The sequence below is a fragment of the Bacillus sp. sid0103 genome (assembly GCF_019219025.1).
In genome coordinates this window covers 1-24,321 of the sequence record NZ_JAHUWN010000027.1, presented here as the reverse complement: position 1 = coordinate 24,321, position 24,321 = coordinate 1, and the positions used below count along the sequence as shown (strand labels likewise).

General features: G+C 38.8%; 23 protein-coding genes and 1 pseudogene. 22 read left to right on the top strand and 2 right to left on the bottom strand.

From position 1 onward, the window contains the following. The first annotated feature begins 68 nt into the window (after nt 1–68). The 21 genes from KW850_RS24735 to KW850_RS24635 all read left to right on the top strand — a co-directional run bounded on the left by KW850_RS24735 (nt 69) and on the right by KW850_RS24635 (nt 23,601). Nucleotides 69–1,235, top strand: coding sequence for a substrate-binding domain-containing protein (locus KW850_RS24735; RefSeq protein WP_218350425.1), 1,167 nt, complete (start codon nt 69–71; stop codon nt 1,233–1,235). Nucleotides 1,236–1,546: 311 nt separating this feature from the next. Next, entirely contained in the window at nt 1,547–2,356 is an 810-nt protein-coding gene (locus KW850_RS34080) for an AraC family transcriptional regulator (RefSeq protein WP_218350424.1), read from the top strand. A gap of 79 nt (nt 2,357–2,435) precedes the next feature. After that, a complete protein-coding gene (locus tag KW850_RS24725) occupies nt 2,436–4,028 on the top strand; it encodes a sugar ABC transporter ATP-binding protein (RefSeq protein ID WP_218350423.1) in 1,593 nt (530 codons plus the stop codon). A 169-nt stretch (nt 4,029–4,197) separates the two neighbouring features. Then, on the top strand, nt 4,198–5,313 hold the full coding sequence (locus tag KW850_RS24720; protein WP_218350422.1) for a substrate-binding domain-containing protein: 1,116 nt from the start codon (nt 4,198–4,200) through the stop codon (nt 5,311–5,313). 67 nt (nt 5,314–5,380) lie between these two features. Further along, nucleotides 5,381–6,877 (top strand): sugar ABC transporter ATP-binding protein, encoded by a 1,497-nt coding sequence (locus KW850_RS24715; RefSeq protein ID WP_218350421.1) that lies wholly within the window; start codon nt 5,381–5,383, stop codon nt 6,875–6,877. Continuing rightward, nucleotides 6,878–7,879: an ABC transporter permease gene (locus KW850_RS24710; RefSeq protein ID WP_218350420.1), complete on the top strand. Its 1,002-nt coding sequence runs from the start codon at nt 6,878–6,880 to the stop codon at nt 7,877–7,879. 32 nt (nt 7,880–7,911) lie between these two features. After that, the gene (locus KW850_RS24705) at nt 7,912–9,861 is read left to right on the top strand and encodes an oxidoreductase (protein WP_218350419.1); all 1,950 of its coding nucleotides are present in this window, start codon (nt 7,912–7,914) and stop codon (nt 9,859–9,861) included. Nucleotides 9,862–9,886: 25 nt separating this feature from the next. Further along, nucleotides 9,887–10,870 carry an electron transfer flavoprotein subunit alpha/FixB family protein gene (locus KW850_RS24700; RefSeq protein ID WP_218350418.1) on the top strand — a complete coding sequence of 328 codons (984 nt, stop codon included), beginning with the start codon at nt 9,887–9,889 and terminating at the stop codon, nt 10,868–10,870. Continuing rightward, nucleotides 10,863–12,161, top strand: coding sequence for an FAD-dependent oxidoreductase (locus KW850_RS24695; RefSeq protein WP_218350417.1), 1,299 nt, complete (start codon nt 10,863–10,865; stop codon nt 12,159–12,161). Before KW850_RS24700 ends, KW850_RS24695 begins: the two co-directional genes overlap by 8 nt. A 1-nt stretch (nt 12,162) precedes the next feature. Beyond that, entirely contained in the window at nt 12,163–12,435 is a 273-nt protein-coding gene (locus tag KW850_RS24690; protein ID WP_218350416.1) for a ferredoxin family protein, read from the top strand. Between the two features lie 31 nt (nt 12,436–12,466). After that, on the top strand, nt 12,467–13,294 hold the full coding sequence (locus KW850_RS24685) for a hypothetical protein (protein WP_218350415.1): 828 nt from the start codon (nt 12,467–12,469) through the stop codon (nt 13,292–13,294). A gap of 333 nt (nt 13,295–13,627) precedes the next feature. Continuing rightward, complete coding sequence (locus KW850_RS24680; RefSeq protein ID WP_218350414.1) at nt 13,628–14,635, top strand: LacI family DNA-binding transcriptional regulator; 1,008 nt, start codon at nt 13,628–13,630, stop codon at nt 14,633–14,635. 472 nt (nt 14,636–15,107) lie between these two features. After that, a complete protein-coding gene (locus KW850_RS24675; RefSeq protein WP_218350413.1) occupies nt 15,108–16,286 on the top strand; it encodes a Gfo/Idh/MocA family protein in 1,179 nt (392 codons plus the stop codon). Next, a complete protein-coding gene (locus tag KW850_RS24670) occupies nt 16,283–17,254 on the top strand; it encodes a sugar phosphate isomerase/epimerase family protein (protein WP_218350412.1) in 972 nt (323 codons plus the stop codon). The genes KW850_RS24675 and KW850_RS24670 overlap by 4 nt, the downstream gene beginning before the upstream one ends. Nucleotides 17,255–17,339: 85 nt before the next feature. After that, entirely contained in the window at nt 17,340–18,617 is a 1,278-nt protein-coding gene (locus tag KW850_RS24665; RefSeq protein WP_218350411.1) for an MFS transporter, read from the top strand. A gap of 39 nt (nt 18,618–18,656) precedes the next feature. After that, a complete protein-coding gene (locus KW850_RS24660) occupies nt 18,657–18,950 on the top strand; it encodes a putative quinol monooxygenase (protein WP_218350410.1) in 294 nt (97 codons plus the stop codon). A 108-nt stretch (nt 18,951–19,058) separates the two neighbouring features. After that, nucleotides 19,059–19,859, top strand: a complete 801-nt coding sequence (locus KW850_RS24655; protein WP_218350409.1) for an SDR family NAD(P)-dependent oxidoreductase — start codon at nt 19,059–19,061, stop codon at nt 19,857–19,859. 16 nt (nt 19,860–19,875) lie between these two features. Next, a complete protein-coding gene (locus KW850_RS24650; RefSeq protein ID WP_218350408.1) occupies nt 19,876–20,040 on the top strand; it encodes a hypothetical protein in 165 nt (54 codons plus the stop codon). Nucleotides 20,041–20,394: 354 nt separating this feature from the next. After that, the gene (locus KW850_RS24645; RefSeq protein ID WP_218350407.1) at nt 20,395–21,216 is read left to right on the top strand and encodes a sugar phosphate isomerase/epimerase family protein; all 822 of its coding nucleotides are present in this window, start codon (nt 20,395–20,397) and stop codon (nt 21,214–21,216) included. Nucleotides 21,217–21,282: 66 nt separating this feature from the next. Then, nucleotides 21,283–22,470: a levoglucosan dehydrogenase gene (locus KW850_RS24640; RefSeq protein ID WP_218350406.1), complete on the top strand. Its 1,188-nt coding sequence runs from the start codon at nt 21,283–21,285 to the stop codon at nt 22,468–22,470. A gap of 147 nt (nt 22,471–22,617) precedes the next feature. Continuing rightward, the gene (locus KW850_RS24635; protein ID WP_218350405.1) at nt 22,618–23,601 is read left to right on the top strand and encodes an ROK family glucokinase; all 984 of its coding nucleotides are present in this window, start codon (nt 22,618–22,620) and stop codon (nt 23,599–23,601) included. A gap of 147 nt (nt 23,602–23,748) precedes the next feature. Here the strand turns inward: KW850_RS24635 and KW850_RS33525 are convergent, their stop codons facing one another. Both KW850_RS33525 and KW850_RS33520 read right to left on the bottom strand, forming a co-directional pair. Then, entirely contained in the window at nt 23,749–23,937 is a 189-nt protein-coding gene (locus KW850_RS33525; RefSeq protein WP_256358432.1) for a branched-chain amino acid transport system II carrier protein, read from the bottom strand. After that, nucleotides 23,921–24,067: a branched-chain amino acid transport system II carrier protein gene (locus KW850_RS33520; RefSeq protein WP_256358431.1), complete on the bottom strand. Its 147-nt coding sequence runs from the start codon at nt 24,065–24,067 to the stop codon at nt 23,921–23,923. Before KW850_RS33520 ends, KW850_RS33525 begins: the two co-directional genes overlap by 17 nt. Between KW850_RS33520 and KW850_RS24625 the strand changes: the two are divergent. Further along, nucleotides 24,056–24,321 (top strand): annotated as a pseudogene (locus KW850_RS24625) (IS3 family transposase); the annotation flags it as partial. The gene KW850_RS33520 and the pseudogene KW850_RS24625 overlap by 12 nt on opposite strands.

Genomic DNA, 24,321 nt, shown 5'->3' with positions numbered 1-24,321 from the left:
AATGTAATCGATTATATCTTTAGTGCTACGTTTCTACTAAAAATCAAGAAAAATAAGGAGGCAAAAAAATGAAAAAGTTTTTATCCATTCTTACTATGATTCTATTAATGGCTAGTATCGCACTTGTCGGCTGCAGCAAGGGAAGCAGCGGAAGTAAAGAAAAAGAGGGTACAAAAACAGAAGAAACAACCGCAGTTTCAGGTCCGATAACCATAAATCAGGATATCCCTGAACAAGAAATATTAAGTAAAGGTCCTAGTGGAGAAGCGGCTGTTTCAGCAAAAACATTACAGCTCACAGAAGAAGAAGTGCAAAAGATCAAAGAAGGAAAATACAAAGCGGCTCTAGTTATGCACTATGCTGGAAACGACTGGGCCACAGCACAAATCGATGGCCTAAAAGCAACCTTTAAAAGAATGGGAATTGAAGTGGTAGCCGTTACGGATGCCCAATTTAAGGCTGAAAAACAAGTATCTGATATCGAAACTGTTTTAGCGAAAATGCCGGATATTATCGTAGGGATCCCGGTTGACCCTGTTTCAACTGCATCTGCTTTTAAGAAAGCGACAGATGCGGGGGTGAAGGTAGTATTTATGGATAATAAACCCAACGGATTGGAAGCAGGCAAGGATTATGTAAGTGTTGTGTCTGCTGACAACTATGGCAATGGTGTTCAAGCAGCGGACATTATGGCAGAAAAGCTTGGTGGAAAAGGAAAAATCGGTGTGATTTATCATGATGCAGATTACTTCGTCACAAAACAGCGCACAGAAGCATTTGAAAAAACAATTAAGGAAAAATATCCGAAAATAAAAATAGTGGCAAGAGGTGGTATCATTGGCCCTAACGATGGTGAGAAAGTTGCATCAGGAATGCTGACCAAAAATCGTGATCTCGATGGAATGTTTGTCGTTTGGGACGTTCCGGCTGAAGGTGCTTTAGCGGCAGCGCGTACCGCAGGAAAGAAAGATTTTGTCATTACGACGATTGATTTAGGGACAAATGTTGCTTTGGATATTGCCTCAGGCGGTATGATTAAGGGACTCGGTGCTCAGCTGCCATATGACCAGGGAATTTCAGAAGCGATTTTAGCCGGTTATGCCTTACTTGGTAAAGAAGCACCAGCATATGTAGCTGTCCCTGCGTTAAATGTATCTAAAGAAAATGTATTAGATGCATGGAAACTTGTTTACCATCAAGAGGCACCTGAATCTATTCAAGGTGCGGCAAAATAACAAAAATATCGCAACCATTCGTTGAAGATATATAAGTTTCACTCTAACTCAATGATGGATATAGTATCGAGTTTATGGAATCTTTGAAATAGCTAACAAGCTAGTCGGTAATTCTTGAAAATACGGTTACGGATGAAAGAAATGAAAAGAGGCTCGGATTTAGGGAGCCTCTTTTATTAATAAAAGCTCCTAAAGTAAAGATGAATGCTTTCGGAGTGTATCTCAGGTCATAGAGGCACTTCTAGGGGGCCCCTTTTATTAATCTCAATTATTATTCTTAAATCATTTGTTACTATAGGGGGAGATACAGCGTGGGAAAATCCTCTATTATATTAAATTCTCCTCGATTTATTACCATAACAGAAATAAATGAAAATAGTCCTAATTGGTTTAAACAACATTGCGATACAGAATATACAGAGATTATATATATACATCAGGGGAGTGGAGAGTTTATTTTTGAACAAAAACCTTATATCGGACAAGATGGAGATCTTATTATTTTTAATCCTTTCAGTCCTATCGAAGGAAAATCTTGTATCGCTGATCCTCTTAAAGCGATTTCTATATGTTTTTCAAATCTGCATATCAATGGTAAAGATAAAGGTTGGTTAACAAATTCTACGGAACTTCCTATTATTCATTTGCTAGAAGAAAAAAATGAGATTCATAACTACTTTCATGCTTTATTACGTGAATATGACTTGAAACATTCTGGATATCAAGATGTAATCACCTCTATATTACAAACCATAATAATTAAAATTACTCGTCTTTTGAAAAATACGAATCATCATTCCGTTTCTCCAGTCTGCCTTGAAGTAAAAAAATATATAGAAGAAAATTTTAGACGTGAGCTGACGTTAAACGATTTAGCTAACATAGTTTATGTAAGTCCCTACCATTTAGCGCATCTTTTTAAAGAAGAAGTGGGCTTGCCGCCTATCCAATATCTAATTTATTGCCGTATAGAAGAAGCCAAACGATTACTTAAACATTCAAATCTTTCCGTAAGAGAGATTGCGGCTATCATAGGATATGAAAACCCTAATTATTTTAATTTACTATTTAAAAAAATGACAGGAAACCCACCAGGGAAATATAGAAGAATTAGTACATAAAGCTGTAATCTTTCCAAAAACATAGGGAATATTACAGCTTTATGTATTCGATTAAATTCGTTTATTATGTTTATAAAAAATGATGCCGTTTTATAAGGCAATAATATATAGTTTTACCGCAATATTTTTAATTATTTTTTTTATAACATCATATAAACTATTAGATATAAATAAGTATTGTTTGGTAGGTGGATATATGCTTCTAGAATTGAAAAATATTCATAAGTCTTTTTTTGGTACGAAAGTGTTAGATGGAATAGACTTTGAATTAAAATCAGGCGAAGTCCATGCGATTATCGGAGAAAATGGCGCTGGTAAGAGCACATTAATTAAGATTATTGCAGGCATTTATACACCTTATGAAGGAGAAATTTATATAGATGATGAAAAAGTCAAAATTTCTTCTACTAATGAAGCTCAAAAATTAGGGGTTTCAACTATTTACCAAGAACCAATGTTAGTTCGAAGTATGAGCATTGCTGAAAATATCTTTTTAGGCAATTACCCTAAACTATTAGGATTTATTCCTAATTTTTTAAAGATGAAGAATGAAGCAAAGCGCTTATTAGAACTCCTTGGATGTCCAATGAACCCCAATGCACTTGTTTCTTCGATTGATCCTGGTGAACGAAATATCGTTTCCATTGCTAGAGCGCTTAGTAAACAGTCAAAAATTTTAATAATGGACGAAACAACGGCAAACTTAAATGAAGTAGAACGTAATCGATTGTACAAACTAATCAAAGAATTTAAAAAGCAAGGAATAGGAATTATCTTTATTTCCCATCAATTGGATGAAGTCATAAAAATCAGTGACCGGGTGACTATTTTAAGAGATGGCCGGCATATCAGTACGAACGATATTAAAACCGTAAATAAACGTGAAATTGTTAAACAAATGATCGGAAAGGATATTCATCATTATTTCCCACCTATTTTCGATCATAACGGTGAAGAGATGTTAAGGGTTGAGAATTTGTCCCGGTTGCCGTTATTAAAGAATATTAACCTCTCATTATATGAAGGAGAAATACTTGGAATAGCGGGTTTATCAAGGTCTGGCCGAACGGAGTTATCAAAAATTATCATAGGACAGGTGACAAAAGATTCTGGCAATGTTTTTTGGCGGGGTAAAGAAATTGAATTAGAGCATCCCTACGAGGCTGTAGGAGAGCGTATTGGATACGTTAGCGAAAATCGTCTCGAAGAAGGGCTTTTAACGAATATGGATATATCGCAAAATCTTACCATATCCAGTTTAGATAAATTCAATAAATGGCAATTTATTAGACTAAATGATGAGAGGGATACTGCATTAGAAAAGGTAATGGAACTAGATATCAAATTAAAACATATCCATGATCAAATTAAGTATTTGAGCGGAGGAAATCAACAAAAAGTTATTCTGGGAAAATGGTTAGTCGCCGATAGTGAATTGTTTTTATTAAATGAACCTACTCGAGGAATTGATATTGGTTCAAGATGTGAACTTTATTTAGCCATTCATGAACTTGCCCAGAAAGGAAAGGGGGTAATGGTCATCTCCTCCGACATTTCTGAACTAATCGGGTTGTGCCATAGAATCTTAGTGTTGCGTGATGGGCAAATTGTAGATGAAATTCATCATAGCCAAGCTTCTGAAGAAAGAATTAGGAGAGTTGCAATTCAATAAAAAACTTTTTAGTCTTTCCAATTAAATGAGGGAAGGCTATTTTTTTGTGGAAGCGTTAACAATAATATGTACTTTTATTCGCAATTTTATTAATTTTTTTGCAATTCAAATCCATGTACTATTGAAATTGTAAGAAAGATTATTCTTGATCAGGGGGGAAGGTATAAGAATGAAGAAAAGCAAAAGATTATTTTCAATTTTAGCAAGCTCATTAATGGTTGCTAGTTTGTTAGCAGGATGCGGAGCAAATCAGGAAGCTGCGAAAGGTACTCCAGCAACTGAAAAGGAAGCTAAAAATGGGTTAGCAGCTTTACCACCATTAAAAGAAGAAAAGGTGTTAGGAAAGGCTGCAGGTGTAGAATCTCTTGAATTAACACCTGAGGAAACCGAAAAAATTAAACAGATGAAACCATTTATTGGCTATTCCGTTCATTTTGGTGATATTGCATCGGAGAAGGTGATTGGCAAAGCGATAAAAGAAACAGTTGAATCATTTGGCGGAAAATATGTTCAAACCGATGCACAAAGAAATTTAAATAAACAAATGAGTGACGTTGAGTCCTTAATCCTGCAAAAGGTAAATGGAGTTGTAGCTATTGGGGTAGATACAGCTGCATTTGGACCAGCGGTAAAGAAATTAAATGAGTCCAATATTCCGGTTGTCCTTGGCGGCGGTCCTCCGAATCAAGGTAAATTTACTAGTTTAGTAGATCCAGATGGCTACGGCGGTGGATTTGCAGCAGGTAAGGCATTGGTAGAAAAACTGAAGGAAAAAGGAATTAAAAGTAAATCGTTAGCAACGATGGGTTTAAGAGCCTATATTCTAACATGTGAACAAAGGGTTAGAGGGTTCGAAGATGCTGTTCGTGAAGAAGGGTATAAAATTGTTGCCAGGGGTCAGGCTGATACAGCAGACCAGGCTCAGCAAGAATTTGAAAATATCTTAACTGCACACCCGGATGTAGTCGGAGGATTTGGCGTTTATGAAACACCGGCATTAGGGATGGAGGCAGCGGTAAGAACATCTGGACGTGATGATGTATTTGTTGTAACGCATGACTTAAGTGACCATTTAGCGCAAGGTATGGCAAAAGGAAATCAAATCGTTGTTTTCACTTCTTCTCAAGACTTGTATGCAGAAGGAAAATATAAGACTTTAGCCGTGCTGAAAAAACTTGCAGGCGGCGAAGTTCCTAAATATGTAACAGTGCCAACATTACCTACTTCACCAGAAAACGTTAAAGAACAATATAAGACTGTATTTCAAAAGACTTTAGCCAATTAATATGTTAAAACTTTTGTTTCTGGGTTAGATTCAATTTAACCCAGAGACATTTCTAGGGGGGGTAATCTTGGTTTGTAATGTTCTTGAAATGAAACAAATAACTAAAGTTTTTTCGGGTTTTAAGGCAGTCGATAACGTAGACTTTGACCTGAGAAAAGGAGAAGTTCACGCTTTGCTGGGCGGGAATGGGGCCGGAAAAACAACCTTAATGAAGATTCTTGCTGGAGTGTATCGCCCTGAAAATGGCAGTATTCTGATAGATGGGAATCAAGTACAAATTAACTCAAGAAGTTCATCCCAGGAACAGGGGATTGCTATGATCTTTCAGGAGTTAAGTATATTGCCGAACTTAAGTGTAGCTGGAAATTTATTTCTTTCACGAGAAAAGAAAAAGGGTATTCGCTTAGATGATAAACAGATGGAAAAAGAGGCACAAACGCTGCTTGATAGTTTAGGAATGAATTTATCCCCATCCCAAATTGTCAAAAATTTAAGTATTGGGGAAAGGCAGCTTATCGAAATTGCAAGAGCCATCACAAGTGATGCGAAAATTATTGTCATGGATGAACCAACCACAGCGTTAACGCAGGATGAACAGGCAAAACTTTTTGAAATCATTAGAACGTTAACCTTTAGAGGGACAGCCATTATTTATGTATCGCATCGTATGGATGAAATCTTTGAAATCTCCAATCGGATCACCGTACTGAGAGATGGCAAAAAAATTGAAACACTTCAAACACAAGAGACAAACACGAAACAAATTATTAATATGATGATTGGCGATAATGAGTTGTTGTACGATTCATCCATAAAAAGGAAAAAGGCGGGTAAAAAAGCTAGTCCTCTTTTACAGGTAAAGAATCTGACAGGACAAAAATTCAGCAATCTAAGTTTTGAACTTTTTGAAGGTGAAATCTTAGGAATTTCAGGGTTACTTGGCAGTGGTAGGACAGAGATTCTAAGGTCTATCTCAGGAATTGATCCAATAATCTCAGGAACAATCCAAATAAATGGTGAAGTTGTAAAGATAAAATCTATTCATGATGCTATTCGATTAGGGATTATTATGGTCCCTGAAGATCGTAGGAATGAAGGAATCATCCCTGGTATGTCAATAAAAGAAAATGTTACTTTAACGAATCTGCCTCAGTTATTCCCCAAAGGCCTTCTTAAATCTAAGGATGAGGACAGGATTGCCAAAGAAAATATTGAACATTTAAACATCCGTCCAGGTGATCCAAAAAAGAAAGTTGGGAAGCTAAGCGGTGGAAATGCCCAAAAGGTTGTAATTTCCAGATGTTTAAATCTTAAACCTAAAATTCTATTACTTGATGAACCTACTCAAGGAATTGATATAGTAGCCAAAACGGAACTACAAATGTTATTTCGCCAATTAACAGAACAAGGGATGGCCATTATCGTTGTTTCTTCAGAATTACCTGAACTTGTATCACTCGCAGATCGTACGATTGTTCTCTATGATGGAAAGATTAAAAAAGTACTTGAAGGCACTGAAATTACGGATAAAAATATTTTATATTTTGCAACTGGGGGGGTTTAAATGAGTTTAGGAGTTGAAAGACAGGCGATCAATTCAAAACAAAATAACAATAAGAATTTACAGATAGGAAAAATATTAACCTCATCACAAGCCATTATTTTTATAGGGCTAGTTATATTAGCATTTGTTTTTAGCTATCTTTCACCATATTTTTTGACCTTTAGTAATTTTATGAATATCATTCGCCAAATGGCTATGATTGCAATTGTGGCTTTTGGAATGACGTATGTCATCATCGCTGGGGAAATTGATTTATCGGTTGGATCCATTATTGGGATTACTGGTATGTTTGCTGCGATAACCATCGAAAAGGGTATGAATCCTATTCTAGTTATCTCATTATCTCTCATGTTAGGTGCCTTGATTGGATTATTTAATGGAATTATGGTCGTAAAGGTAAGAGTCACAGCCTTTTTAGCAACATTGGTGACCATGTCTGTAATAAGGGGGCTGTCGTTAGCATCAAGCCCTGGTTCAGCACCAATCACGATTGACTCATCGACTTATGTTGATTTAACAACGATGAATATTGGACCTATTCCAATTGTTCTTATTTATTTAGCAGCGATTTTATTTATGGCACACTTTACATTAAACAGAACTGTCTTTGGAAGACATATTTATGCAACGGGCGGCGGTCCCATTGCTGCTTCATTAGCTGGAGTGAATGTTGGCCGAGTTAAAATCATGGTTTTCGTTATTTGTGGTTTCCTTTCGGCTTTCAGTGGAGTTGTTTTATCAGGACGTCTATCTGCTGGTCTTCCTGATTCCGGAACAGGCTGGGAATTAGATGCAATTGCTGCAGTCGTACTAGGAGGAACAAAGTTTAGCGGCGGTCAAGGTACTGTTCTTGGTACGATTGGCGGGGCGCTTATCATTGGCGTTCTTAGTAATGGATTAACTCTATTAGGTATGACCTATGCTTATCAATTGATGATTAAAGGTGCCATCATTGGACTTGCGGTTATCCTAGATATTTGGGTTCGTAGAGAAGAAGCTTAAGAGCTTAGTAATTTACTAATTGGAGGAACATTATGAGTAACTTTGATTATCTATTTACACCATTTAACATTGGAAACGTTACCGTGAAAAATAGAATCGTCTTCTTGCCGCATTTTAATGCTCTATGTAATGAAGACGGAATGCCATCAGAACGGGATGCGTATTATTTTGCTGAACGCGCGAAGGGTGGAGCCGGATTAATTATTATGTATGCGATTGCCGCCACTCGTTCAGGGAAAATGTCAGAACGATTTATCCACGGATGGGATCCGAAAATTGTGCCTGCATTAAGTAAATATGCGGAATTAGTCCACGAACATGGATCGAAAATTTTTGGGCAAATCAACCATGGCGGGCACACGACTTTAGTGAATCCGCCGCAAATCTTAATGGCTCCTACGCAAATGCCAGAGCCATCCAGCCCATTTAATACAAAAGAAATGGAATTGGAAGATATTCAGGAAGTCATAGAAGGCTTTGCGAAAACAGCTTTCCATTTTAAACAGGCGGGTTTTGATGGAGTGGAAATAAAAGTTGCTCATGATGGGCTGCTAAGGTCGTTTGTGTCTGAGTATTTTAACCAGCGTACGGATCAATACGGCGGTTCGTTTGAAAATCGATTAAGGTTACCGATGGAGATCATCCAGGCGATTAGAAATGAAATAGGAGATGACTATCCGATTGGCATCCGCCTTTGCCTTGATGAATTTACCGCTTGGGGGTATGACCTTGAGTATGGTATTGAACTGGCGAAAGCATTTGAGGAAACGGGCCAGGTTACATACATCAATACGGATGCGGGTACTTTCTCCAGTTTTTACATGGAAATTCCTCCTGCTTCTGTTCCGGCTGGATTTGCAGTTTATATGGGGGCAGCCCTTAAAGAAGTGATTAATCTGCCGATTATTGCTTTCGGCCGAATTAATGACCCGATTCAAGCAGAAAAGGTTTTAGCAGACGGACATGCCGATTTGGTCGGTATGGCCCGGGCATTAATTGCCGATCCCGAACTTCCTAATAAAGCTATGCAAGGTGAGGTAGAAGACATTCGAAACTGTATTGCTTGTAATGATGGATGTATCTACCAAGTCATGCAGGACAAGGCCATTCGTTGTATTCATAATCCGGCAGTCGGCAAGGAACGGGAACTTGGAATTGGAACGTTGCTTCAAGCGGATAAGAAAAAATCGATCGTGGTTGTCGGAGGCGGTGCAGCCGGCTTGAAGGTCAGTGAAATTGCAGCGCTAAGAGGCCATAAGGTCACGCTCCTTGAGAAAAATGACAAATTGGGCGGGCAAGTGCTTTTAGGAAGTAAGCTTCCATTTCGAGATCAATTCCAAGGGGTTACCTCTCATTTAATCAAGCGTGTTCAGTCACTTGGTGTGGAGATTTTGTACAATAATGAAGCAGATGAAAATACAGTAATGAATCTAAATCCTGATGCCGTCATCATTGCGACTGGTTCACGTCCATTGGGTTTAGATATACCTGGATCGGACCAAGAAAATGTCTACAATGTATATGATGTGATTGAAGGTAATGCTGAAGTAGGCGAAAGAGTATTATTTATCGATTATAACGGACATTACAAAGGGGCTGGGGTAGTAGAACTGCTGGCAACACAAGACAAACATGTAAATGTTGTCACACCAATGGACTTAGTTGGTGAAAATTTAGAACCAGGCAACCGGGTTATGCTTTATCAACGTATTATGGCAATGGATGTTGAAATGACCCCGCACTATGAAGTGACAGCCATCGAAGGTGATAGTGCAACCATTAAAAACTGTTATACAGAAGAAGAAGTGACGATTGATGGGTATGATACATTCGTTTATGCGAACCATAATTCTTCTATTGCTGAGTTGTATTTTGCTCTTAAAGGGAAATGCCCAGAAGTTTACCGTGTTGGTGATAGTGTAGCTCCAAGGATGATTGAACAAGTAATTTGGGAAGCAGAAGAACTGGGCCGCGCACTGTAAATGGACTTCATGAGGGGAGATTACGATGATGAATAATGTCCTGGTTTTTCTTGAAGGTCAAGAAGGAAAATTAACGGAAGATAGTAAAAATGTGCTGAAGGATGCTAAAAAATTAGCAAATCAAATGGGAGGTACCTTAATTGGTACCTCCTACCGGGAAAGTGTATCACAACTGCAATTAAACACTGCAGGGTTGGATGAGTATTGGGAGATTCCATTGACAAAAAATGAAGATCCCTGTGGGCAACTGGCAGGCGAAGTAGTAAAAGAAATAGGAATTAACTCAAAAGTTGGGCTCATCTTAGCCATCAATAATTTGCTTGGAGAAAGTATACTGGGAACGGCAGCGGCCTCCTTAAATGGTGTATTTTTTCATTCTTGCAGACAAGTATCTCTTGATAAAAATGTCTTTAAAATGCATCAGACCACCTATGCTGGAAAGGTTGATGAAATCCGCTCATTTTATAAAGGAACAAACGTGTGCTTAGCGACCATTATCCCAAGTGGGACGGGTAGAAGCAGCAGTTCCGGGCGTAATAAAAAGGTTGAGAATCAACAAGTAGAAGAGCTGATTAAAGCAATAGCCCCTAAAATTATGGATGTGTTTAAGGCGAGCCCTGAAGAAATTAATTTAACGGAAGCAGAATTAATTGTTGCGATGGGTGATGGAATCGCTACTGAAAAAGGATATAAGTTGGTATCTAGGTTTGCCCAGCTTATTGGGGCCACTCTTGGAGCAAGCCGGGTAGTGGTGGACAATGGCTTTTTCCCGCATAGCGGTCTCATTGGTTTAACAGGAAGTATTGTCGCACCCAAAATTTATATTGGGATTGGTGTTTCAGGAGCACCGCACCATCTCATTGGGATTAAGGAATCGGGTGTCATTGTTGGGATTAATGCAAATGCAAACGCTCCTTTAATAAAAGCAGCAGACATTGCTATTGTAGGTGATGCTTATGAAATATTACCTGCATTAATCGACGGACTAGGAGGAGAACAAGTTGTCTAATAAATTCGATGTCATCATAGTAGGCGCTGGTATGGCAGGTACTGCAGCAGCTTTAGAGATTGCCCGCGAAGGCTTAAATGTTTGTATAATCGAACGGGCCATTATCCCTGGCGAAAAGAATGTCACTGGCGGCGTACTATTTTCTAGTGTACTTGATGACTTTATTCCGGGTTGGAAAAATGAAGCCCCGATTGAACGATGGGTGGCAAAAAAAGGAATTGGGATAGTTTCGGAAAAATCTCTCTCCTTAATGCAGTTTGAAGTTGAAAAAGAATTGGAAGATAAAAAAGCTTTTACAGTAAATAGAAATGCATTTGATAGTTGGTTTGCCCAAAAGGCAGAAGAAGCAGGAGCCGTTTTATTAACAAATACATTGGTTGAAGATCTCATTATTGAAGAAGGTTTTGTAAAAGGAGTTAAGACACACCACTCTGATGGTTACTTAGAAGCTGACATTGTTATCTGTGCGGATGGGGTTAATTCCTTGCTTGCAAAAAAGGCGGGGTTAAGAAAACGAGATGTATTACCAAAGGAAATTGGTTTAGGGATTAAGGAGATTGTGTCATTGCCTGTTAATACTATTAATGAACGTTTTGGAATCAGGGAAAACGAAGGATGCGCCTACGAATTTGTTGGTAATTTTTTAAATGGAGTGTTTGGAGGGGCCTTCCTCTATACCAATAGAGATACTCTATCTATTGGAGTTGTGGTGAATTTAGGCTCTGTTGGCGATACTTCAACAAATGCCAGGTCTATTTTAGAAAATTTTAAGAGTCAGCCGCAAATTAAAAAATTAATTGATGGGTCAAGTTTGGTAGAATACAGTGCACACTTGGTACCTGAGATTGGCTTAGATATGGTTCCTGATTTATATGGTAATGGGATTTTAGTAGCGGGAGATGCAGCAGGCTTTGTCGTTAATAATGGTTTCAGCATTCAGGGAATGAACTATGCGATTGCTTCTGGAATAGAGGCTGGGAAAGCGGCTGTAGCTGCCATTAGAATTGGGGATGTATCTACGAAACAATTAGTCTCTTATAAAAATAAAATCGATCAGTCATTCGTCGGTAAAAATCTTAAAAAGTATCGAAAAACGCATAAGGTCTTAGAGAACCCGCGGTTGAGCAATCAGTATCCGGCCATTATGGATGGAATAGCTAAAAAGCTGTTTGGCTTTGATGATGAAATTCAACCTAATATAGGAGAAGCTGTCAAAAGTACGCTTCGTGGAAATAATGTTTCGCCTTGGCAATTAATGAAAGACGGATTCGATGTTTGGAGGTATATGTAAGATGGAGATAACCGAAAAACTATTGCGTGTTAATTTTTCACCAGATGAAAACCCGCATATTAAAGTGAACACCACTATTTGTGATTCATCCTGCAGTACAAAAGTTTGTCTCAATATTTGTCCTGCAGAACGGTTTACATTAGAATCAGAAAAATTAAGATTTGTAGTGGATGGCTGTTTAGAATGTGGGGCTTGTCGAATATCGTGTGACACAGGAGCAGTATCCTGGTCATATCCCCTTGGTGGGGCTGGGGTTCGTTTCCGCCTAGGATAATTATCATTCCATAGAGAAAGGACGATAAGGTTTGAATATCGCTGTCTTAATTCGGGAAAAAATAGAACCGGTTGGAAATCCTATTTTTTCAGAAGCTAATAAAAAATTAAGCGATTTAAATACGATTTTATCTATTGATAACTCTGATCTTTCGGCTATGAAGGCTGCAGCGAAAATTAAAAAACAAATTCCTGATTCTACTATTCACGTATTTTATATAGGTAATAACCAATTTATGCTGCGGAGTGTATTAGCTTTAGGTGCCGATAAAGCTGAACTGGTAAAACTAAAAGACGGTCAACATATGTTTGACATTATTCCAATGGTTGATCAAATCATGAGTGAGAATAAATTTGATCTTATTTTAACGGGCCAACAGGGCGCAGGGGCAAATGGCGCAGGGGCAACTCTTGCCTCATTATCAGGTTCAACCCTCATAACAGCAGCTATTTTCCTTGAGCTTTTAATGGATGGAACCGGTGTTGCTACCCGCACTCTTGGCAGGGGTCAACGACAAAAGGTTGCCTTTCCATTCCCAGCATTTGTGTTATGCGATCGTACCATGCACATTGAGGAACAATCCACGGTTCCCGCTTTACTTAGTGGATCTAAAATCAGGATTAAAGAACATGAGATAAAAATTCCTAATAAGTCTGAACGGTTAATGCTTCAAATTCCAAGTCCAAGACCGAAAAAAATCTTTATGCCGGATAGTAAGGCAGGGGCTAGCAACAGACTTAAACAGATATTATCTGGCGGAGTAAAGCAGCGGACGATGGATCGTTTAGAAGGAGAACCGAAAGAAATTGCCCAGCAATTTATCAGCTTCTTAAAAAAGGAAAATATCATAGCAAAATAAACTCAAAAAATATATCTCTAGCTTCCAAAGATATTCTTTTTTGCTGATAGGAAAGTATAACTTTCCTATCAGGCATAAGGGCAACTACGCCTCTGTCTTCGCCCTTAGGGGCTCGCCAATTGGCGAGCTTTCTAAAAATCAGATATAATAAACATCCTCACCTTTAGTAAACTTTTCTAATTCATGCTTTTTTATACAATATAGATGTTTATGTTACGAAAGCCCAATTCTAAAGGGCTTTTTTACATTTAATTTAAATTTCAAAAATTATTGTATTTCCACATGTAATCGATTACAATAAATGTAAACGAACACTGAAGGGGAAAGCAATACATGGTCAGAATTGCGGATGTTGCAAAAATGGCAAATGTTTCAACGGCCACAGTATCCCGAGTCATTAGTAATGCAGGGACTGTAAAAAAAGAAACAGCTGAAAAAGTTTTAGAAGCCATAAAAGAATTAAATTACCAGCCTAATATGCTGGCAAGACAATTAAGAAGATCTGAAACCAAAACAATTCTTGTGGTGGTTCCTGATATAACCAATACTTTCTTTTCTGCGGTGCTGCGCGGAATTGAATCCGTTGCCATCGAAAACGGATATCAAGTACTTCTAGGAGATGCGCGAAACGATGTCGAAAGCGAAACTAGTTTTTTAACGATATTAGGTCAGAAAAAAGCAGATGGGTTGATATTATTAACGGCAAGGACAGATCAAAAAATATTAGAAGATTTATCCCAGGATTACCCTGTAGTATTGGCGTGTGAATACTATGAGGGTTCCAAGCTGCCTACGGTCTCCATTGATAATGTTAGCAGTGCAAGAAAGGCAACTGAATATTTAATTAGCTTAAACCACAAGAGAATTGGACATATTTCCGGACCCTTGAATATTGTCGTTGGACGAGATCGATGTAGGGGGTTTTATCAAGCAATGGCTCAACACGGCTTGTCTGTGGATCCAAGTTTGGTACAGGAAGGCGAATTCTCTTTTGAAAGTGGATTTAATTTAATGATGAAATTTTTGTCACTAGAGAATCCTCCTACAGCCCTTTTTGCCGGTAATGATGAAATGGCTATGGGTGCCATTAAAGCCGCTAAATCTAAAGGTTTAAGAGTTCCAGAAGATTTATCTGTTGTGGGCTTTGATGATATTCAATTTGCATCGATTTTTGAACCTGCTCTAACAACCGTGGCACAACCAACGTTTGATATGGGTCAAAAAGCGATGCGTTTACTGTTAAAATTAATTAAAGATGAAGAAATAGAGAAAGATCAATTTATTCTTCCTGATAAACTCATTGTCCGTGAATCATGCAAAGAACTTACCATAGAAGAGTAGTTTAGCCTATTCCTGTTAGAATTAAAATAATAAAAAACAAAAGGGGAGTGAACTTAATAATGGTTCACTCCCTTTTATCATTATTAGGGGACCAGCGATTCGATTGGTTCCAGATCAGTTTTTATCATTCTGATTAAAAAAGAATCGAGGAAGTTTTAAAAAAAATATTGAATTCTATACTGTAATCGATTACAATGAGGGTGTCGAAAAAAAGAGTAAAATATTTTAGTGCTAAGTGAAAAGGTATTTTATTCTGAAAGGTTATTTCTTAATATAAAAGTATGAATAAATTCAAATTTTTTTCGACGAAAATGTAATCCATTACATTTATTGAGGTTTGAAGGATTAGGTAAATTATTTATTTTCTAGGAATAAACACATATTTTTTGCAAGGTATTGTAATCGATTACATTAAATGACTTCTACTCATTCTTGGGTGAATCGAAAAGTTCGATTGGAGGACGGAAAACAAATGGAAAAAATAAAAGTAGGAATCATCGGGACAGGTTTCATTGGCCCGACACATATTGAAGCAATCAGAAGACTTGGATTCGTGGAAGTCGTAGCATTAGCCGAGACGAGTCAAGAACAAGCGGAAAGAAAGGCAGCTGAACTTGGAATTCCGAAAGCATACGGAGATTACCTTGAAATGCTGCGTGACAACGAAATTCAGGTAGTTCATAATTGTACCCCAAACCATGTGCACTTTACGATCAATAAAGAAATTATTTTAGCAGGTAAACATGTGATCTCAGAGAAACCGCTTGCGATGAATAGTGAAGAATCAGCGGAATTGTTGTCATTGGCTCAAAAACAGGGTGTTGTACATGGTGTGAACTTTAATTACAGACAGCATGCGAGTGTGCAAAACCTGCGAGCTAAAATTGCTAACGGTGACCTTGGGAAAGTGAATTTGGTTCACGGAAGCTATTTGCAGGATTGGTTACTATATGAAAAGGATTTTAACTGGCGTTTAGCACCGGAAGTCGGCGGAAAATCTCGCGCAGTAGCAGATATCGGGTCTCATTGGTGTGACACCGTTCAATTTGTTACCGGTAAAAAGATTGTAGAAGTATTTGCTGATTTAGCAACGGTCATTCCAGTTAGAAAGAAAGCAATTGGAAGTGTGGCCACTTTCAGCACACAAAGTACTGAAGATGTAGAATATGAAGATGTTTCAATCAATACAGAAGACTATGCATCCGTACTAGTTCGTTTTGAAGATGGATCAAGAGGAGTCTTCACTGTTTCACAAGTAAGTGCAGGCCGAAAAAATCGTTTAAGCTTTGAAATCGATGGCAGCAAGAGCTCTGCTTACTGGAATCAAGAAGAGCCAGAAAAATTATGGATGGGGCACAGAGATAAGCCGAATGAGATCCTTCTTGCCGATCCGGCACTGTTCGCACCTGAAGCAAGATCAGCGATTCATCATCCAGGAGGTCATAACGAAGGCTGGCCAGATGCACTGAAAAATATGATGTTAAATTATTATACGTTCATTCGTGATGGTAAAGATCCTTTAAATGATCAAGCTAATTTTGCTACATTCGAAGACGGTCATATTTCGATGGCTATTACCGATGCCATTTTAGAAAGCCATGAACAGCAAAAATGGGTGAAGGTTCGTGCAAATAAGGAGGCTTTAGTGTGAAACTAGGTGTGTTTACAGTTCTATATCAAAATCTTCCTTTCGAAGCCATGTTAGATAAATTAGCCCAAATAGGAGTAGAGGCCGTTGAGTTAGGAACCGGTAACTATCCGGGGAATAGTCATTGTAATCCTGATGAATTGTTAGGGAATCCAGATAAAATCAAATCGTTCCGACGGGCGATTGAAAGCAGGGGACTAACCATCAGTGGACTAAGCTGCCATGGCAACCCTCTACATCCTAATGTAAAGGCTGCCAAAGAGGCGCATGATGTATGGAGAAAAACGGTTTTACTGGCTGAACAGTTAGAAGTACCAGTTATCAATGGTTTTGCTGGATGTCCAGGGGATCATCCGGGTGCCAAGTTTCCAAATTGGGTGACCTGCTCTTGGCCTCCAGAATATGCAGAAGTCTTAGAATGGCAATGGAATGATATCGTTATTCCGTACTGGAAAGAAGAAGCGAAATTCGCTGAAAGACATGGGATTCATCAAATTGCTTTCGAAATGCATCCGGGATTTGTTGTTTATAATCCGGAAACACTATTAAAACTAAGAGAACAAGCAGGAGAGAACATCGGAGCCAACTTCGATCCAAGCCATTTGGTATGGCAAGGAATCGACCCAGTCGAAGCTATTAAAAAATTAGGCCGTGAAAATGCGATCTTCCATTTCCATGCAAAAGATACCTATTTAGACCAAGCCAATATCAAGGTGAATGGTGTTCTCGATACGAAGCATTACAGTCAAGTATTGGATCGCTCATGGACCTTCCGCTCAGTGGGCTATGGCCATAACGAAAAAATGTGGAAAGATATGATCAGTACACTTCGTGCAGTAGGGTATGATTACGTGGTTTCCATTGAACATGAAGATATGTTGGCGTCTATCGATGAAGGCTTAATGAAAGCAATCACATTGTTAAAAGGAACGTTGTTTAAAGAGCAAGTATCGGAAATGTGGTGGGCTTAAGGAAGCACAGGGACGGGTTCACATGCTTCCGAAGAATGAGAACCGTCCCCCCTGCACCCAATTAATAAAAATAGAGGTGTTAAAAATGAAAACGCTTGTAGGTCAAGAACGTACTTTAGGCGGACTTCCAATGGGAGTCGTTTGGGGATTTGTTGCAACTTTAATTTTTATGGCCGGTGACGGTCTCGAGCACGCATGGTTGTCTCCCTATCTTATTGAAAAGGGATTGACCGTTCAACAATCAGCCACTCTTTTTGCGGTTTATGGAGCCATCTTGGCTATCGCATCTTATTTTTCTGGTGTACTCACCGAGATGTGGGGACCAAGGAGAGTAATGGTTATCGGTCTTGTTACTTGGTTAATCGGTCAAGTTCTATTTATTGAATATGGTTTAAAGTTAAACAATTTCGCTATTATGCTCCCCACTTATGGGATTCGTGGTTTAGGTTATCCTTTATTCTGTTACTCTTTCTTAGTGTGGGTTACTTATCGCAGTCCAGAGCGGATTTTGGCGACAGCTGTAGGATTGTTTTGGGCAGCGTGGAGCGGCGGGCTCTATGTTGTAGGAAGTTATTTCCCTGCTTACATGCTTCCGAAGATTGGATATATCGGGTTGTTGTGGAGTGCAGTAGCTTGGGTATTAGTTGGAGGAATTGTTGGTCTTATCGTGGTAAAAGGTGATGTAAGAACGGAACAAAAGGGAAATCCGAAGGAAAAGCTAAAGAGCTTAATGAGTGGATTCACCATTTGTATCGAACAGCCGAAAGTGGCGATCGGTGGCGTGGTCCGGATTATCAATTCAACGGGGATCGGTTCCCTGCCAATCTTTTTCCCGATGTACTTGAAGTCAAATTACGGATTTACCACTGAACAGTTTCTGCAAATGTGGGGAACGATGTGGTTTGCAAATATTATCTTTAACCTAATCATTCCTTACATCAGTGATAAATGGTTAGGCTGGCAAAAAACGATTCAATGGCTTGGCAGCTTCGGTATGGGCGTCATGTTACTTGTCTTGCTTTACACGCCTGAAGTATTTGGCAGCAGTTTCTTGGCCTTGAATATTGCAGGTATTTTAATGGGAATTGTGCTTTGTGGTTTCGTGCCACTTTCAGCTCTAGTAGCATCTCTTGCTCCTGAGAAAAAAGGATCAGCGATGGCGATTGTAAGCTTTGGTGCAGGAATGTCCTACTTTATCGCTCCAGCAATCGTTGGGTTATTTATTGGACTTATCGGTGCAAAAGGGGTTATTTGGATCTTCGCAGGCACGTATTTCTTTGGTGCGTATTTAATGAAATTTATGAAGCTTCCTTCCGAAAAGGATAATAAAAAAGAGATTTTATTAGAAAAACATGCAGGTTAATTATTTTTAAAAAAATTCGCTCATTAAGGGGGAAGAACAATGATTATCATTCACGCAAAAATGAAGGTGAATGCGCCTTATCGTGAAATATTCTTGGAAGAGGCAAGGCTTGTAACAAAACCGTCTCAAGCGGAGTCCGGAAATATTAGTTATCAATATTATGAAAATCCAGAAGAGGCGAACAGCTTTATCTTTGTTGAGAAATGGAAGGATGAAGAAGCGATTCAACTCCATGAGGAAACCCCTCACTTTAAAAGATTCATAAAAGCTGTTGAACCCATAGTTGCTGAACCTATCCATGCAGAATTATTTGAGGCTTCAGTGAAAAATTAATATTAGACAAAAATAAGGATTAACTCCGAGCTGTGTATCAGCTAGAGTTAATCCTTATTTGGTAACTACAATTTTATCAGGTTAGTATAGAAAGGAATGGATGAAAAAATGAATCTGGAATTAAAAAATAAAACCGCACTTGTGACTGGCAGCAGTAAAGGTATTGGGAAAGCAATTGCCATGGCGTTTGCGGAAGAAGGTGCCAACGTTGTAATTTGTGCACGCGGCGCGGAATCGTTAAATGAGGCGTCGGCTGAAATCGAAAAAACCGGAGGAAGTGTTCTTGCTATTCAAGCCGATTTAACAAAACAAGCAGACGTCGACCATCTTGTTGCTTCTGCTATTGATCGTTTTAAAACCGTCGACATCCTCGTTAATAATGCGGGGATTGCAAGTGGATTTGATGACTTTGAATCATTGGATATAGACGAATGGCAGCATATTTTTGACGTCAATCTTTTTGGAACTGTACGTGTAACTAAAGCAATTATTCCTTTTATGAAAAGAACAGGATTTGGCCGCATTATTAACATTTCATCAGAATCCGGCATTCAACCAGACGCATTCATGCCTCATTACAATGCCTCTAAAGCAGCACTGATTAATTTTACAAAAAGCTTATCCAAGGCATATGCCGCAGAAGGAATACTTGTCAATACGGTATCGCCTGCGTTTATCATGACACCTATGCTTGAGGACCTGTTGAAGGATAATGCCAAAAAGCTAAACATCAGTCCTGATGAAGCAATCCAGCAATTTCTTAAGGAAAATCGTCCGAATGTTGAAGTGAAACGGCCAGGGACGGTGGAGGAAGTTGCTTCAGCTGTTGTGTACCTTGCTTCAAACAAGGCTTCTTTTATAAACGGTGTCAACCTTCGAGTTGATGGTGGCTCCGTTGCAAGCCTCTAATCTGAATGCTTTAACTATGGATCATCGTCAACATCTTGAAAAGCTGGCAGTAGGTATCGCTCACGAAATTCGTAACCAATTGAAGGTTGTAAAGGGATTTATTCATGTTGATAGTATAAAAGCAAAGGGAACAACTTTTACGATTTCCTTTCCTCCTAAGCTTATGGTGAACAAATTGTGACATTTTGTGACAATTTAAAATTATAGGTTGCATATTCAGGTGTAATCGATTACAATAATTCATGTAAGCGACACAACATCTATTATTCTTGTCTGATGATAGTATTGACTAGAAATAAATAGAGATTAATTCATTACTTCCTTTTAAAAAACAGCAGTTCATCTGCACATAAAAATGTAATGGATTACATTATGCTAAACCGTAAATAATGGATTAAATCTTAATATTATTGAAAGTTTAGAGAAATTTTTAAAAAGAAAATGTAATCGATTACTATAATTGAAGGTGAGTTGCTTCGGTTTTTATAGGATGAAATATGGCACACTAAATTCCAAAAGATATGGAGGTAATCAAATGAAATTAGGTTATCAAACAAATACTTGGGGCGGCGTAGTTGGTCATCCAGCGGGTGTTACTTCTGTTAAGGATTCTTACTACCTTGCTTACGGATCAACAGAAGAGGCATTAAAGGATATTTCCGAAGCTGGCTATAATGGCTTTGAAATCTTCGATGGCAACTTGATGGAATACAAAGATAAAAAAGATGAGTTTTTAAAATTGATGAACGAGCATTCTTTAACTTTGGTTGGTGTTTATACAGGCGGGAACTTTATTTTCCCTGATATTTTAGAAGAAGAATTAATAAAAATCGAAAGTGTAGCGGCATTCGCATCAGAAGTAGGTGCAGAGCATCTTGTGATCGGCGGCGGAGCAGTACGTGCAAACGGGATTCTTGAAAGTGATTATACCGCCCTTGGTAATGCGCTTAATAAAGTAGTAGAAATTGCTGAAAAATATAATCTTGTTGCAAGTTATCACCCTCATTTAGGAACGAATGTTCAGGCTCCTGAACAACTAGATAAATTAATGCCATTAACAAAAATTAATCTTTGCCCAGACACAGCTCATATCGAAGCAGGCGGTGGAGATCCTGTGGCTGTCATCAGAAAATATGTGGATCGTGTCAAGTATGTGCATTTCAAAGATTATGCCAATGGAGATTTTTTACCATTAGGTGAAGGGCATCAAAAATTTGATGAAATGGTTAAAGCATTAGAAGAGGCAAACTATGATGGCTGGATTACGGTTGAGTTAGACAGCTACCCAGATCCAAAACATGGGGCTAAAATCAGCCGTAGCTATTTAAATCAATTTGATAAAGTAAATCAAGCATAAACGTTTCATCCATTAGGAATATCAAACTTTTTAAAAATAAGAAGATAATAGTGGGAGGATACTAAGATGAAAAAATTAAACGTAGGTATGATCGGCGGAGGATTTATGGGTAAGGCGCATTCACTTGCATATGCAGGAATGCCAATGTTTTTCTGGCCAGCACCAGCAATTCCTCATCGCCATACAGTAGTTGACGTTAATGAAGGATTGGCTAAAGATGCGGCAGCAAGATTAGGCTTTGACAACTATGCGACCGATTGGAGAGAAGTTGTTAACAATCCAGAAATCGATGTCATTGATATCGTAACTCCAAATAATACTCACGCAGAGATTGCGATTGCAGCTGCAAAAGCTGGTAAACATATTATCTGCGAAAAGCCTTTGGCATTAGGCGCAGAACAAGCGAAGGAAATGCTAGAAGCTGTAAAAGCAGCAGGTGTAAAACACGCGGTTGCTTTCAACTACAGGAGAACACCAGCTGTTGCACTTGCGAAAAAATATATTGAAGAAGGAAGAATTGGTAAAGTTCTAAGCTTCCGTGGAACGTACTTACAAGACTGGTCAGCTGATCCGAACTCTCCATTATCATGGCGCTTCCAAAAGAAAATCGCTGGGTCAGGTGCTCTAGGTGATATTGGTACACACGTAGTTGATTATGCTCGTTACCTTGTTGGCGAAATCACAGATGTAAATGCGATCACAAAAACATGGATTCCTGAAAGACCAATTCAAACTGGCGGCATCGACAAGTTAGGTACTGTGAAGGCCGGTAGCGACGATGTACCTAAAGCAGCTGTAGACGTGGATGATGAATTTATTACGATGGTTAAGTTTGATAATGGTGCAATCGGAACGATTGAAGCAACACGTAATGCGCATGGCCGCAACAACTTCCTAACTTTTGAAATTCATGGTGAAAAAGGTTCTTTATACTTTAACTATGAGCGCCGTGACGAACTTCAAGTTTGCTTCGCTGATGATCCAAGTGATGCAAAAGGATTTAGAACGGTTTACTCAGGACCAGCAACTCCTTACGGTGAAGGACTATGGCCAATCCCTGCTCTAGGTATTGGTTACGGTGAAACAAAGATCATTGAAACATATGATTTCTTTAAAGCAATCAGTGAGGGTACTGAATTCTCACCTAACTTCAATGATGGCTACCAGATTGAATTAATCGCTGATGCGATTCTTGAATCTGCTGAAAAAGGTCAATGGGTTAATCTTGAAAAAACAGCTGCAGCTGTAAAATAATGAGAAAGGCAGAAGCTCCCGTTAGTCACTGGGCGTTGGAGCTAGACAATTCTCAAACTTGACAAGAGGCTTCTCAATCGAGGAGCCTCTTTTGTAAAAATGGCGCTTTTCGGAGTGGGAAAACATGAAGGAAATGAGTGAATGGTTATGGAAGAAAGATGGTTAGTTGGTGTTGATATAGGCGGGACCACGATTAAAATGGCTTTTATCAGTTTGCAGGGTGACATCATTTATAGCTGGGAGATCGATACTGATATAAGTAATAAGGGCAAACACATACCTGCATCGATTGCAAGATCGATTGATCAAAAGTTAGAAGAATTAAATCAAACAAAAAATCAGTTAGTTGGAATCGGAATCGGTGCGCCGGGCCCTGTAAATTCGAAGGATGGTTCAGTTGAAGTGGCGGTTAACCTAGGCTGGGAACGATTCCTTTTACAAACCATTCTTGAGAGGGAAACATCCCTGCCGGTTGTTGTGGACAATGATGCTAATATTGCGGCAATCGGTGAAATGTGGAAAGGTGCCGGCAAGGGTGCTAAAAACTTAATCTGTGTCACATTAGGCACAGGTGTAGGAGGTGGAATTATCGTCAATGGCGAGGTTGTGAATGGTGTAAATGGAGCCGGTGGTGAAATAGGTCATATATCATCCGTTCCTAAAGATGGTTCACCTTGTAATTGTGGGAAATCAGGATGTCTGGAAACGGTAGCATCCGCAACAGGAGTTGTCCGTTTGGCAATGGAGGAATTAGCTTCTACCAACGAGACTAGTATATTACGAGATTATTATGATGGACAGCCCCTGTCTGCCAAGCGTGTTTTTGACGCTGCAAACGAAGGGGATGAACTCGCCAACAGAGTCATAGGTGAGGTTGCCTACCATTTAGGATTGGCCCTTGCTAATTTAGCCAATGGCATAAATCCTGAAAAAATCGTTATTGGAGGCGGAGTCTCAAAAGCTGGTGATACATTGCTGAGACCTCTGAAAGAGGAATTTATTCAATTCGCTTTTCCGAGAGTTGCACATGGTGTCAAGATTGTTATTGCCACACTAGGCAATAACGCAGGGGTCATTGGAGGAGCTTGGCTGGCGAAAGAGAAGCTAATTAATAAGTTAGTACTTCAATAATGTACAATAGGTTTTTTCTAATTCAAAAAAGATTAAAGGCGAAAAACTACTGTTTTTCGCCTTTGTCCTTTTTAGGCTGTATCATTGTTTCTTAACGTGCGAGATATTATATGAAGTGGTGCAACTCACACATCAATGTGTTCATGGTTATTGAATAGCAACCTTTTTAGAGCTTGTCGGCCAAAAATACCCGATAACCGCACCCTCTAAGGCAGGTAAAATCCATCCAAGACCAATATTGTAAAGCGGTAAATACTCAATATAAGCAGCCTTAATCGATTCGAAAAAAGAGTTTGTCACGCTTGGGTAAGCTGCTGGCTTATGAGCTGTATTCATAGAAGAAACTTACACAAAAAGTAAAGAACGTCGACGCAGCATAGACACTTTGCTTATGCTTGAATAATGGTGAGCTGAGCGCTAATAAAATCAGAACGATTGCTAACGGATACAGCAACAAGCTCAACATAATTTATTAAAGGCAGAAAATGAACTTTTAAAAAAGATACGATTTGCAGAAAGGGGCTGAAGAAAAAGAAATAACTTTATCAGCTGACCAAAAGTTTATCCTTATTCGTTCCGTTATTGAGAAGTATGAATTGAAAAATATGGTGAGCTATTTATGTGATGTCGCTGGAGTCTCACGTTCTGGCTACTATAATTATTTCTCTGCAAAATCTCAAGAACGAAGAAAACAAAAAGATGAACAGGACGAAATCGTAA

Coding starts and splice junctions, on each gene's coding strand:
- KW850_RS24735 (WP_218350425.1), top strand. CDS start 69: ATGAAAAAGTTTTTATCCATTCTTACTATGATTCTATTAATGGCTAGT.
- KW850_RS24645 (WP_218350407.1), top strand. CDS start 20,395: ATGAAATTAGGTTATCAAACAAATACTTGGGGCGGCGTAGTTGGTCAT.
- KW850_RS33520 (WP_256358431.1), bottom strand. CDS start 24,067: ATGTTGAGCTTGTTGCTGTATCCGTTAGCAATCGTTCTGATTTTATTA.
- KW850_RS24725 (WP_218350423.1), top strand. CDS start 2,436: ATGATGCCGTTTTATAAGGCAATAATATATAGTTTTACCGCAATATTT.
- KW850_RS24675 (WP_218350413.1), top strand. CDS start 15,108: ATGGAAAAAATAAAAGTAGGAATCATCGGGACAGGTTTCATTGGCCCG.
- KW850_RS24710 (WP_218350420.1), top strand. CDS start 6,878: ATGAGTTTAGGAGTTGAAAGACAGGCGATCAATTCAAAACAAAATAAC.
- KW850_RS24655 (WP_218350409.1), top strand. CDS start 19,059: ATGAATCTGGAATTAAAAAATAAAACCGCACTTGTGACTGGCAGCAGT.
- KW850_RS24680 (WP_218350414.1), top strand. CDS start 13,628: ATGGTCAGAATTGCGGATGTTGCAAAAATGGCAAATGTTTCAACGGCC.
- KW850_RS24665 (WP_218350411.1), top strand. CDS start 17,340: ATGAAAACGCTTGTAGGTCAAGAACGTACTTTAGGCGGACTTCCAATG.
- KW850_RS24650 (WP_218350408.1), top strand. CDS start 19,876: ATGGATCATCGTCAACATCTTGAAAAGCTGGCAGTAGGTATCGCTCAC.
- KW850_RS24690 (WP_218350416.1), top strand. CDS start 12,163: ATGGAGATAACCGAAAAACTATTGCGTGTTAATTTTTCACCAGATGAA.
- KW850_RS24720 (WP_218350422.1), top strand. CDS start 4,198: ATGAAGAAAAGCAAAAGATTATTTTCAATTTTAGCAAGCTCATTAATG.
- KW850_RS33525 (WP_256358432.1), bottom strand. CDS start 23,937: ATGAATACAGCTCATAAGCCAGCAGCTTACCCAAGCGTGACAAACTCT.
- KW850_RS24635 (WP_218350405.1), top strand. CDS start 22,618: ATGGAAGAAAGATGGTTAGTTGGTGTTGATATAGGCGGGACCACGATT.
- KW850_RS24660 (WP_218350410.1), top strand. CDS start 18,657: ATGATTATCATTCACGCAAAAATGAAGGTGAATGCGCCTTATCGTGAA.
- KW850_RS24705 (WP_218350419.1), top strand. CDS start 7,912: ATGAGTAACTTTGATTATCTATTTACACCATTTAACATTGGAAACGTT.
- KW850_RS24700 (WP_218350418.1), top strand. CDS start 9,887: ATGATGAATAATGTCCTGGTTTTTCTTGAAGGTCAAGAAGGAAAATTA.
- KW850_RS24640 (WP_218350406.1), top strand. CDS start 21,283: ATGAAAAAATTAAACGTAGGTATGATCGGCGGAGGATTTATGGGTAAG.